The sequence below is a fragment of the Halomonas caseinilytica genome (assembly GCF_001662285.1).
In the GTDB taxonomy this organism is placed as follows: domain Bacteria; phylum Pseudomonadota; class Gammaproteobacteria; order Pseudomonadales; family Halomonadaceae; genus Halomonas; species Halomonas caseinilytica.
The window spans coordinates 130,731-142,816 of sequence record NZ_BDEO01000011.1; the positions used below are offsets into that span (position 1 = coordinate 130,731).

General features: G+C 61.1%; 12 protein-coding genes. All 12 read right to left on the reverse strand.

Annotated features, from left to right (window positions below):
- Window positions 1-7: 7 nt before the first annotated feature.
- Window positions 8-1,249 (reverse strand): uracil-xanthine permease family protein, encoded by a 1,242-nt coding sequence (locus HSDC_RS12750; protein WP_064700324.1) that lies wholly within the window; start codon window positions 1,247-1,249, stop codon window positions 8-10.
- A gap of 77 nt (window positions 1,250-1,326) precedes the next feature.
- Window positions 1,327-2,958: a glycerol-3-phosphate dehydrogenase/oxidase gene (locus HSDC_RS12755; RefSeq protein ID WP_064700325.1), complete on the reverse strand. Its 1,632-nt coding sequence runs from the start codon at window positions 2,956-2,958 to the stop codon at window positions 1,327-1,329.
- 145 nt (window positions 2,959-3,103) lie between these two features.
- Window positions 3,104-4,831 (reverse strand): ABC transporter substrate-binding protein, encoded by a 1,728-nt coding sequence (locus HSDC_RS12760; RefSeq protein WP_244534458.1) that lies wholly within the window; start codon window positions 4,829-4,831, stop codon window positions 3,104-3,106.
- 72 nt (window positions 4,832-4,903) lie between these two features.
- A complete protein-coding gene (locus HSDC_RS12765; protein ID WP_064700327.1) occupies window positions 4,904-5,176 on the reverse strand; it encodes a DUF2160 domain-containing protein in 273 nt (90 codons plus the stop codon).
- Between the two features lie 12 nt (window positions 5,177-5,188).
- Window positions 5,189-6,082: a carbohydrate ABC transporter permease gene (locus HSDC_RS12770; protein WP_211598179.1), complete on the reverse strand. Its 894-nt coding sequence runs from the start codon at window positions 6,080-6,082 to the stop codon at window positions 5,189-5,191.
- A 1-nt stretch (window position 6,083) separates the two neighbouring features.
- Window positions 6,084-6,965, reverse strand: a complete 882-nt coding sequence (locus HSDC_RS12775; RefSeq protein WP_064700328.1) for a carbohydrate ABC transporter permease — start codon at window positions 6,963-6,965, stop codon at window positions 6,084-6,086.
- The gene (locus tag HSDC_RS12780) at window positions 6,958-8,058 is read right to left on the reverse strand and encodes an ABC transporter ATP-binding protein (RefSeq protein WP_064700329.1); all 1,101 of its coding nucleotides are present in this window, start codon (window positions 8,056-8,058) and stop codon (window positions 6,958-6,960) included. The genes HSDC_RS12775 and HSDC_RS12780 overlap by 8 nt, the downstream gene beginning before the upstream one ends.
- A 2-nt stretch (window positions 8,059-8,060) precedes the next feature.
- On the reverse strand, window positions 8,061-9,149 hold the full coding sequence (locus tag HSDC_RS12785) for an ABC transporter ATP-binding protein (RefSeq protein ID WP_064700330.1): 1,089 nt from the start codon (window positions 9,147-9,149) through the stop codon (window positions 8,061-8,063).
- Window positions 9,150-9,557: 408 nt separating this feature from the next.
- On the reverse strand, window positions 9,558-10,187 hold the full coding sequence (gene upp / locus HSDC_RS12790) for a uracil phosphoribosyltransferase (RefSeq protein WP_064700331.1): 630 nt from the start codon (window positions 10,185-10,187) through the stop codon (window positions 9,558-9,560).
- 159 nt (window positions 10,188-10,346) lie between these two features.
- Window positions 10,347-11,030 (reverse strand): uracil-DNA glycosylase, encoded by a 684-nt coding sequence (ung, locus tag HSDC_RS12795; protein WP_064700332.1) that lies wholly within the window; start codon window positions 11,028-11,030, stop codon window positions 10,347-10,349.
- A gap of 3 nt (window positions 11,031-11,033) precedes the next feature.
- On the reverse strand, window positions 11,034-11,513 hold the full coding sequence (gene gpt, locus HSDC_RS12800) for a xanthine phosphoribosyltransferase (protein WP_064700333.1): 480 nt from the start codon (window positions 11,511-11,513) through the stop codon (window positions 11,034-11,036).
- Between the two features lie 7 nt (window positions 11,514-11,520).
- Window positions 11,521-12,066 carry an adenine phosphoribosyltransferase gene (locus HSDC_RS12805; RefSeq protein WP_064700334.1) on the reverse strand — a complete coding sequence of 182 codons (546 nt, stop codon included), beginning with the start codon at window positions 12,064-12,066 and terminating at the stop codon, window positions 11,521-11,523.
- Window positions 12,067-12,086 lie beyond the last annotated feature (20 nt).

Below are 12,086 nucleotides of genomic sequence, written 5' to 3' on the forward strand. Positions count from 1 at the left end.
CCTTCGGTCAGGCCTCGGGGGCGCTGGGCAGCAGCCAGTTGAGCCCGATGCCGACCAGCGCCGCGAGGCTCACCCCCTGCAGAGTGAACTGGCCGTCACCGAACTGCATGCCTCCGATGCCAAAGACCAGGATCAGCGACACCACCACCAGGTTGCGCGGCTCGGTCAAGGCGCTCCCCGCCCGGACCAGGGTGTTCATGCCCACCACGGCGATGGAGCCGAACAGCAGCGTCATGATGCCCCCCATCACCGGCGCTGGGATGGTCTGCAGCAAGGCGCCCAGCTTGCCGAGAAAAGACAGCACGATGGCAATGGCGGCGGTCACCAGCATGATGCGCGGATTGAAGGCGCGCGTCAGGGTGACGGCACCGGTCACCTCTGAGTAGGTGGTATTGGGCGGTCCACCGAACAGCGCCGCCGAACAGGTCGCCAGGCCATCGCCCAGCAGCGTGCGATGCAACCCCGGCTTTTCGAGGTAGTGCCGGCGCGTCACAGAGCCGATGGCGACCATGTCGCCGATGTGCTCCACCGCCGGCGCGATGGCCACCGGGATCATGAACAGCACCGCCGCCCAATGAAAGGTCGGGGCCGTGAACTCCGGCAGCGCCAGCCAGGCTGCCTCGCGCACCGGCGTGAAATCCACCACCCCCATCATCATCGACAGCGCATAGCCGGTCACGATGCCGCCCATGATCGGCACCAGCCGGATCAGCCCCCGTCCGAACACCGCCAGCACCAGGGTCACCAGCAGGCTCGCCATGGAGAGGACAATGGCCCGCCCGTAACCGATGGCATCGCTGGTCTCGCCGGTCGCCATGTCGACCGCCACCGGCGCCAGCGCCAGGCCGATGACCATGATCACCGGCCCCACGACCACCGGCGGGAGCAGATGATGCAACCAGGCGGTGCCCTTGAGCCTCACCAGTTGGGAAATCAGAACATAGACCAGGCCGGCCGCCAGCATGCCGCCCAGGGTGGCGGGAATGCCGAAGTTGGTCACCGAACTCTGGATGGGCGCGATGAAGGCAAAGGAGGAGGCCAGGAACACCGGCACGCTGACGCCCGTCACGGCGTGAAAGACCAGAGTGCCGATGCCGGCGGTGAACAGGGCCACATTGGGGTCCAGTCCGGTGAGCAACGGCACCAGCACCAGGGCGCCGAAGGCTACGAAAAGCATCTGGGCACCCACCAGCAGGGTGCGCACGGGAGTATCGGTCGGCATCGCCGAGGCCGACGTATCGTCGGTCATGGTAGGAAGCTCCTGGCGTTGGAGGGAGGAGAAGTCGAACGCGCGGCATTCTAGCAACCCCGACCGTTAAATCGCAGTCAGGCCGAGTCAGCCTCGATCTCTCCAGCCTCGACAGACCAGTACTCCGCCAGCCGCTGCTCCGCTTTTTCGCCGAACAGGATGTCGCAGGCTTCCTTCAGCCCCGGCGAATCACGCAGGCTGGCGCGCGAAACGACCAACGAGATCTTGGAGCGACGCCTGAGGAAATCCTCGAGCTTGGTCACCATTTCGCGGCGCCTGGCCAGTTTCAGCTCACCACGCAGGTATTCCGTGCCCTCGATGAGCACTTCCGCCTGGCGCGGGTCCTGTCGAATGTCCTCGAGCAACTCCAGTGCCTGGGTGCCATAGCGTCGCCACAGCCGGACACTGAGCGGCTCCATGGCCTCGGCGCTGGTCATCGCGTCCAGTTCCATGAGCCGAGCCTGGTGCATGAACGTCTCGCGGGCCGAGGCATCGGGCTCACCGTACCAGCGAAAATCAGGCTTCGGAATCTCGATACCGAGCCGGGCCACCTCCTCGACGACTTCCTCGCCGACATTCAGGCAATCGGTCAGCTTGCCGCCGAAGATGCTCAGGTGGCCATTCTCGTCGTCCGTATCGATGGCGTGCTTGCGCGACAGATTGAGAAAGTCGCGGTCGTTGCCACCATTGGGCTTGACGGCTAGAGGACGCACCCCACAGCGAGTGGCGATGATATCCCCCTCGCCGAGCGGGTTCCGAAGCTCGAGCCGCTTGTTGATATTGTCGAGCACGAAACGGATGTCTTCCTCCGTGACATCGACCTCGGGCTTGTCCACGCGCGTGTCGGTGGTCCCGATGCAGGTGCGCGGCCCCATGGGGATGACGAAGAACAATCGACCATCGTCGGCGAAGAAGGCCAGGACGCGCTTGTTCTCGGTCAAGCGCGGCACGATCAGATGAATGCCCTTGGAGAAGACGTGATGATGGTCGGTGCGCTGCCCCGAGAGACGATTGTGCTGATCGACCCAGGGACCGGCGGCGTTGATCAGCACCCGGGAACGAATCTCGAAGGCACAGCCATCGATACGGTCCTTCACACTGGTAACCCAGACATCGCCTTCGCGGCGCGAGCCCAGCGACTCTACGTAATTGGCCGCCACACCGCCAAAGTCCAGTGCGCCTCGCACGAAGCTGAAGACGAAACGTGCATCATTGTCGTACAGGTAGGCATCGGAGTATTCGAACCCGCCCAGGGCGTTGCGGGTATCGATGATCGGCTCCCGCGCCTTGATTCCGGCAGGACGCAGGAAGTTCGGCATTCGCGTAAAGGCACTGCCCATCAGCCAATACAGCCAGGTCCCCGCCCAGGGATAGAGCGGATGATGGCGAAACCCCTTGTTGATGGTGGTCAAGAAGCGAATTTCCTGGACCGTGGACGGATAGCTCTTGATCAGGTGATTCCGGCTCTTGCACAACTTGCGCACCAGCTTGAAGTCACCGCTTTCCATGTACTTGATGCCCCCCCATATCAGATTGGAGGAATGCATGCTGGTACTGCCGGCGAAGTCGCCGCGATCGATCAAGGCCACCTTGGCTCCCTTGCCACTCAGGGCGGCGGCAGCCGAGGCGCCGTTGATGCCTCCCCCGATGACCAGAGCGTCGAAGATCCGCTCGGGAAGCTTGCTGATGTTGTGCTGTCTGAGTTGCATGTCTGGCCCTTTTCAAAGCAGAAGGCCCCGCTCGGCATGCACCGAGCGGGGCCTCAGTCCCGTTCAGGCAACCGGTTACACGATCTTGGAGAGGCCCCGACAGTCGCCGGGGCAACGGAGGCGGATCAGCTGATCCGCCCCATCATCATTCGCGAGAACCGGCGGCCATCCACGCCTCCATCATCTCGTCATAGGGAACCGTCGTACCCTGCGGCATCTCGTCGTCGAGCTGCGGTTTCGGCGAACCCGGCTGATCGAGCCAGTACTGCGGGTCACGCTCGTCGTTCAAGCTGGGCGCATAGGTATCGAAGACCTTGGCTCGCGCCAGGCGCGCCATGATGCTGTCGAGATCCCCCGCCAGGTTGTCGAGCGCCTCCTTGGGCGAGATATCCCCGCTGACCGCCGGCGACAGGTTCTGCCACCACAGCGGCGCCATGCGCGGGTAATCCGGCACGTTGGTGGAGGACGGCGTCCAGTTGGATTCGTTCGGGCTGCGATAGAATTCCACCAGACCACCCAGCTTGGGGGCCATCTCGGTCATCTGTTCGGAGAAGATGTCCGATTCGCGGATCGGCGTCAGACCGGCCATCAGTTTTTCCAGCGATACCGTCTTGGAGACGGTGAACTGCGCGAACAGCCAGGCAGCCGTGCGACGATCCTCGGGCGTCGAGTCGAAGAAGGTCCAGGCTCCCACATCTTGATAACCGACCTTCATGCCCTCTTCCCAGTAAGGCCCCGTCGGGGACGGCGCCATGCGCCACTTGGGATTGCCCTCTTCGTCGGTAACCGGCAGCTCAGGGTCGGTCATGTCGGCCGTGAAAGCGGTGTACCAGAAGATCTGCTGCGCGACATTGCCCTGAGCCGGCACGGGGCCAGCTTCACCAAAGGTCATGCCGCTGGCTTCGGGCGGGGCATACTTGTCGAGCCAATCGACCATCTTGGTGACGGCAAACACCGAAGCCGGCGAGTTGGTGGCCCCGCCGCGAGACACGCTGGCCCCGACCGGCTGGCTCTGCTCGTTGACGCGAATCCCCCAGTCATCCACCGGGTTGCCGAACGGCACGCCGGGACTGCCCATGCCCGCCATGGAGAGCCAGGAGTCATGGAAACGCCAGCCCAGCGACGGATCGCGACGACCATAGTCCATGTGGCCATAGACCTTCTCCCCATCGATCTCGCCGACATGCTCGGTGAAGAACTCGGCGATGTCTTCGTAGGCGGTCCAGTTGGTCGGCACGCCCAGGTCATAGCCATAGCGTTCGCGGAACTGCTTTTGCAGATCCTCGCGCTGGAACCAGTCATAGCGGAACCAGTAGAGGTTGGCGAATTGCTGGGTCGGCAACTGATAGACACTGCCATCCGGGCCGGTGCCATACTGCAAGCCGATGAAATCATCGAGATCCAGGGTCGGCAGCGTGTAGTCGGCCCACTCGTTTTCCATGGCTTTGGAAAGGTTGATGGTAGTGCCGTAGCGAATGTGCGTGCCGATGGAGTCGGTGTCGTTGACGTAGCCATCGTAGATATTGCGACCCGACTGCATCTGGGTCTGCATGTTGTTGACGACATCCCCCTCGCCGATGATGTTGTGCGTCACCTCGATGCCCGTCAGCTCGCTGAACGCCTCGGCCAGCACATCCCGCTCATAGATGTGCGTGGTCAGTCCCTCGGCGACGGTGTTGATCTCCATGCCCTGAAAGGGCTCGGCCGCCTTGGCGAACCACATCAATTCTTCGATCTGTTCCTCGCGGGAAAGCGTCGATTCCTGGAAGTGTTCATCGACCAGGCGCTCGGCGATGGCGCGGGCATCCTGATCGTCGGCGTGCAGAGCACCGCTTGCCAGCATCACACCGGCAGCCAGTAGAGAGAGTCTCATTGTTCTCGCTTTCATGTTGACCTCTTGGGTTGTTGTCGTCCGTCCCTGGATATTCGGCTCCATGCGTTGCTGTCAGCCCCAGCGCATCAGGATCAGCAGCCAGAGCACCGATGCGCCCAGCGCCAGCCAGATGCTGAGCGGGGTGAACCCCACCACCACCAGATGAATATAGGCGGCGGAAAGTAGACCGATGAAAAAACGATCACCTCGCGTGGTCGAGATCGGCAGAAAGCCCTTTCGCTCGACTGTCGGCGAGATGACTTCCCAGGCCGTCATGCCGGCCAGCATGGCCGCGATGACGGTAAAGAAGACCGCGGTGGGCGTGGTCCAGACCATCCATTCCATGTCGCGCCCTCCTCAGGTACGGCCCAGGGCAAAGCCCTTGGCAATATGGTTGCGAACGAAATAGACCACCACGATGCCCGGCAGGATCGTCAGCGTTCCCGCAGCGGCCAACGCCCCCCAATCGATCCCCGACGCTCCCTTGGTCTGAGTCATGACCGAGGCGATGGGCTGGGCATTGGTCGAGGTCAGAGTGCTGGCCAGCAGCAGCTCGACCCAGGAGAACATGAACAGGAAAAACAGCGTCACACCGATCCCCGAGCTGATCATGGGAATGAAAATCTTCACGAAGAATCGCGGAAAGCTGTAGCCATCGATGAAGGCGGTCTCATCGATCTCCTTGGGGACACCGCTCATGAAGCCTTCGAGAATCCACACGGCCAGCGGAATATTGAACAGGCAATGGGCCAGAGCGACCGCCACATGGGTGTCGAACAACCCGACGGTGTAATAGAGCTGGAAATACGGCAGCAGAAAGACGGCGGGCGGTGCCATCAGGTTGGTCAGCAGCCAGAAGAACAGGTGCTTGTCCCCGATGAACTGATAACGGCTGAATGCATAGGCAGCCGGCAACGCCACCACGATGCTGATCAGCATGTTCATCAGCACATAGATGATCGAGTTCACATACCCCATGTACCAACTGGATTCGGTCAGAATCTTGGCGTAGTGCTCGATGGTGAAGTCCTCGGGCCACAGGGTCAGCCCACCGAGAATTTCGGTGTTGGACTGAAAGGACATGTTGAGCAACCAATAGATCGGCAACAGTACGAACACGATATAGGCCGCCATCAGCCCCCGACGGCGCCACTGCCGGGAAGCCGGGCGAGCCTGGCGACGACGCCGGTTGTTGGCGGCCGCCGCACGCTGGCGCACATCATCGGGGGTCGTGGGCGCTGAATGACTCATTTCATGCCTCCTTGTTCTTGTCGTCTTTCTGCATGTTCATGATCGCGGTATAGAACACCCAGGTAACCAGCAGGATGATCAGGAAATAGATCAGCGAGAACGCCGCCGAGGGCCCCAGATCCTGTTGACCGATGGCCATGGTCGTCAGCGACTGGCTGAGGAAGGTAGTGGAGCTTCCCGGCCCTCCTCCTGTGAGCACGAAAGGCTCGGCGTAGATCATGAAGGAATGCATGAAGCGCAACAGAACCCCGATCACCAGTACATTGGTGAGCTTGGGCAACTGGATGTAGCGAAAGACCGCCCACTTCGAGGCGCGATCGATGCGCGCTGCCTGGTAATAGGCATCGGGAATCGAGCGCAGGCCGCTGAAGCAGAGCAGTGCGATCAGCGGCGTCCAGTGCCAGACATCCATCAGAATGATGGTCGCCCAGGCATCCACGGGGCTTGCCGTGATGTTGTAGCCATAGCCCAGTTCGCGCAGGCTCCAGCCCATCAGGCCGATGTCGCCCCGGGAGAATATCTGCCAGATGCTGCCCACCACATTCCAGGGAATCAGCAATGGCATGGTGACCAGGATCAACACCGCCGAGGCCTGCCATCCCTTCTTGGGCATGAGCAGGGCGATGCCGATACCCAACGGCACCTCGATGGCCAGCACGGTCAGCGAGAAGGCAAACTGACGCAGCACGGCCGCCTGCAGTGTCGGATCATTGAGCATCTCCTTGAACCATTCGGCACCCGTGAAAAAGCGCGTATGGGCATCGAAGACGTCCTGTACGGAATAGTTCACCACCGTCATCAGCGGAATGATCGCCGAGAAGGCCACCAACAGCAGCATCGGCAAGATCAGCCACCAGGCCCGGTTGTTGTAGACTTTATTCATGGTCGAACTCCACGCGATATTCGTCGACATACAGGCCGAGATGCGCATCGGGGAAGCGTAGCCAGGCCTGCTCCGTGGGCGTTACCTGATCTTCCTCGATACGGGCCTTGAGCGAGACGCTGCCAAGCGTCAGGTAGACGATCGAATAAGTTCCCAGATCCTGCGCATGATCCACGCGAGCCGGCATACCACCCTCCACCGGCTCGGCATGCACCTCGACGAATTCAGGTCGGATTCCCAGCTTGATGTTGGAGGAGCTCGCTCGAGCCACGGCATCATGAATGCCCCGCCCGACCGTCAGTTCGGTATCACCGGTCATCACGCTCCCGTCGCGCGCCATGACATCCAGGAAATTCATCCCCGGACTGCCGATGAAGTAACCGACGAAGGTATGGTTCGGCGCCTCGAACAGCTCTCTTGGCGTGCCGAACTGCACCACCTGCCCCTCGTACATCACGGCGATCTTGTCGGCAAAGGTCGAGGCTTCGAGCTGGTCATGGGTTACATAGACCATGGTGATCTGAAAGCGCTGATGAATTTCCTTGAGCTTGCGTCTCAGCTTCCACTTGAGCTGTGGGTCGATGACGGTCAAGGGTTCGTCGAACAGGATGGCCGAGACATCGTCGCGTACCAGGCCACGCCCCATGGAGACCTTCTGTTTCTCGTCGGCGGTCAGGTTCTTGGCTTTGCGCTTGAGCTGGGCGGTGAGCTCCAGGACATCGGCAACTTCCATGACACGCTCATGGACCCTCGCCTCAGGCGTCTTCACGTTGCGCAACGGAAAGGCGAGGTTGTCGTAGACCGTCATGGTGTCGTAGATGACAGGGAACTGGAAAACCTGGGCGATATTGCGTGCTTCCGGCGGCAAGGCATTGACCACCTCACCGTCGAAGAGCACTTCGCCGCTGGAGGGTTCGAGCAAGCCGGAGATGATGTTGAGCAACGTCGACTTGCCACACCCCGAAGGCCCGAGCAGCGCATAGGCGCCCCCCTGGTGCCAGACGTGATTCATTTCGCGAATCGCATAGTCTTCCGGTGTCCGCGGGTTTGGCAGGTAAGTGTGGGCCAGGGACCTGAGGGTAATCTCGGCCATCGTCAAACGCCTCCCAGGTGGGCCGGTATGTGCCTAACCGCGCCCTGCGAATCGAAGGCATAGGCACGTTGGGCGGAAAAATAGAGCGTCACCGGATCATCCACCTCGAAGTGATGCACGCCGGTCAGGTGGGCCGTCATCGAGAGGTGGTCGTTGCGCACATGCAGGAAGGTTTCGGAACCGCTGATCTCGGCGAGGTCGACGATCATCTCCATGGCGACGTCATGCTCGGACACTCGTTCGAGCGACAGGTGGGATGCCCGTACACCGAACCGATAAGCACCAGCGGCCAAGCCACCGAAGCTGGCCGCGGCCGGCAGCCGATGTCCATCGGCGAAGGAGACCGAGGCGCCCTCGATGACGCCGTCGATGATGTTGATGGGGGGCTCCGAGAACATTTCGGCGCTCAGAATATCCCGAGGACGGTGATAGACCTCCTCGGTCGGGCCATACTGAAGCAAGCGCCCTTCGTGCAGTACCGCCGTGTTGCCGCCCAGCGCCAGCGCCTCGGCGGGTTCGGTGGTGGCATAAACGGCGATGCAGTTACGCTCGCTGAAGACTGCCCGAAGCTCCTCGCGAAATTCCTCGCGGAGCTTGTAGTCCAGATTGACCAGCGGCTCGTCGAAGAGCACCACGTCGGCATCTTTCACCAGAGCACGTCCCATGGCGGTACGTTGCTGCTGGCCACCAGACAGCTCCAGAGGCTGTCGATCGAGCAGGTGCTCGATATGCAGCATCTCGGCAATATGCCGCACCCGGCGATCGATCTCGGCACGCCCGACCTTCGCCAGCTTGAGCGGCGAGGCGATGTTGTCGTAGACGGTCAGGCTGGGATAGTTGATGAACTGCTGATAGACCATCGATACATTGCGATGGCGGACGGAACGGCCGGTCACATCCTCGCCGTCCATCAGGACACGCCCACGGGTCGGCGTATCGAGGCCAGCCATCAGCCGCATCAGCGTGGTCTTGCCGGCGAGCGTCCGGCCCAGCAGGACATTGAACGATCCGGGTTCGAGGGACAGGTTCATGTCGGCGATATGTGTTTCACCGCCGACCACCCGGTCGATGTTTTCTAGGATCAATGACATACGGATCTCGGCTGTTCTTTGTTATGCGATCACGCTTGAGGCATGCGTAGCATCACGTTAGCCGAGATTCGATTTCGGACACAAATGTAGTTTAGCGAAAACACTGTCTCGACGACCGAAACTCGTCGAAGATTATTCATAACTATATGTTTTATATAGATTATTTTTATCAGTAAAACTTTTGTCTACACACAGATGGTCGACATGTCGGATGGACGACGTGCCATGCTCCACCACGTTTTTTCGATTTCGAACATAACTCGAACATAAAAAAGGGCCGCTCTAAGCGACCCTTTTGACATCCCCCGGTCACCACCATGAACCGGGATCCATTGACGCCCATCAGGCAAGCGAACCGGGATAGGCTATTGGCGATTGGCAGTCACGACGGCGCCCTGCCGCCGTCGATCAGCGCGTGCCGAAGATCTTGTCGCCCGCGTCTCCCAGACCCGGCACGATGTAGCCATTCTCGTCGAGATGGTCATCCACCGAGGCCGTGTAGATCTCGATGTCCGGATAGTCCCGCTGCACCCGCTCGATCCCTTCCGGCGCCGCCACCAGGACGATCACCTTCATGTGCTTGCAGCCCCGGTCACGCAGCATGTCCAGGGTCGCCACCATGGAACCGCCGGTTGCCAGCATCGGGTCGATGACGATGGCCATCCGCTCATCCAGATCGCCGGCAAACTTCGAGAAATACGGCACCGGCTGCAGGGTCTCTTCGTCGCGGTAGAGGCCCACCACACTGACCCTGGCGCTGGGAATCAGGTCGGTCACGCCTTCCAGCATCCCGAGGCCGGCACGCAGGATCGGCACGATGGTAACCTTCTTTCCCTTGAGCTGGTTGACGGCAATCGGCTCGCCACTCCATCCCGGAATATCCTGCGTCTCGAGCTCGAGATCCTGAGTCGCCTCGTAGGTGAGCAGCTTGGCCACCTCGCCGGCCAACTCACGAAAACTCTTGGTACTGATACCGGCTTCACGCATCAGCCCCAGCTTGTGCTGGACAAGGGGATGTTGAATGGCATGAACACTCATGGGCGGGAACCTCTTCGGCGGCGATGGGATCGATGGCGGCCTTTGTCGCATGGGGCATGCGCAAATTGCGCGCCATTCTACCCGCATCCTGCGTTGAGGTTAAGTTGGTCAGCCACAGCCCGGGGCATGGAGCCCAAGGCCGCGGCCAGGCGAGCTGGATCAGGGTTGCTGAGGCAATTGCCAATCGATGGGCGTACGACCCTGCTCGGCGAGGAAGGCATTGGCCCGCGAGAAATGGTGGTTGCCGAAAAAGCCGCGATGCGCCGACAGCGGCGAGGGATGGGGCGACTCGAGCACCAGGTGGCGGCTGGTGTCCACCAGAGCCTTCTTCTTGCGAGCATGACTGCCCCAGAGCAGGAACACCGTGGGACCGGCATGCTCGTTGACCGTGGCGATGGCACGATCAGTGAAGGTCTCCCAGCCACGTCCACGGTGCGAGCCGGCATTGCCCTGCTCCACCGTCAGCGAGGTGTTCAGCAGCAAGACACCCTGTCGCGCCCAGCTTTCCAGAAAGCCATGGTTGACCGGCTGGAACCCGACGTCGGCGGCCAGTTCCTTGTAGATATTGACCAACGAAGGCGGCACCTGCACGCCGGGCCGTACCGAGAAACATAAGCCATGCGCCTGGTTCGGGCCGTGATAGGGATCCTGGCCCAGGATCACCACCTTCACTTCGTCGAGCGGCGTCAGCTCGAAGGCACGAAACCAGTTCGACGAATGCGGATAGATGACCTTGCGGGCTGCTTTCTCCCCGGCCAGGAAATCACGTAATGCCTGCATGTAGGGTGCCTGGAACTCGGCACCCAGCCATTGTTGCCAGCTGTCGGGCAGCGGAATGCTCATGGGTCACCGCTTGATCTGATCCGCCAGGGGTTCGACATAGGCCACGCCCATGTCCCAAGGGAACTGAATCCAGCAGTCCTGCGCGACCTCGGTCAGGTACTGGTCCACCAGGGGGCGCCCTTCGGGCTTGGCATAGACCGTCACGAAGTGTGCCTTGGGCAACATCTCGCGGACCCGCCGCGCCGTCTTGCCGGTATCGACCAGGTCATCGACGAGCAGCCAGCCATCTCCATCATGCTCGACGCCTTTCATGACGTCCAGGCCGCCCTGCTCCATGTGGTCGTAGCTCTTGATGCACACCGTGTCGATCAAACGCACGTTGAGTTCTCGTGCGAACAGCGCGGCGGGAATCAACCCGCCCCGGGTGATGGCGACGATGCCCTTGAAATCGCGCTCGACGAGCCGATGACAGAGTTCACGCACATCCCGGTGCAACTGATCCCAGGACACGGTGAAATGCTGATGATAACGATGGGTACTCATGAGCAGCTCACTCGTCCTCGGTGAAGGAACAGACCGCGAAGACGCCGAATCCCGCATCGCGGATCCGCTGGGCACCGCCCAGGTCCGGCAGGTCGACGATCGTCGAGGTCTCGACCACCAGGCCGCCACTGCGGGAGATCAACTTGGCCGCGGCCAGCATGGTGCCGCCGGTGGCGATCAGGTCATCCACCACCAGAATGCGATCCCCCTCGCGGAAGGCATCGGAATGCAGCTCCACCTCGGCTTCGCCGTATTCCAGCGTGTAGGTTTCGCTGATGGTCTTGAACGGCAGCTTACCCTTCTTGCGTACCGGCACGAAACTGCAGCCCAACTCATACGCCAGGGGCGCGCCGACGATGAAGCCTCGCGCATCAATCGCGGCGATGGCATCGAGGTCCATCTCCTGATAGCGGTGCACGAAGCTGTCTATCAACTTGCGAAACGCCGCACTGTTCTGCAGAAGCGGCGTGATATCGCGAAAGTTGACCCCAGGCTGAGGCCAATCGGGGACGGTACGGATCACGGACTTGATGTAGTCGCCGTAGATGCTCATCACGAATCTCAGTCAGTAAG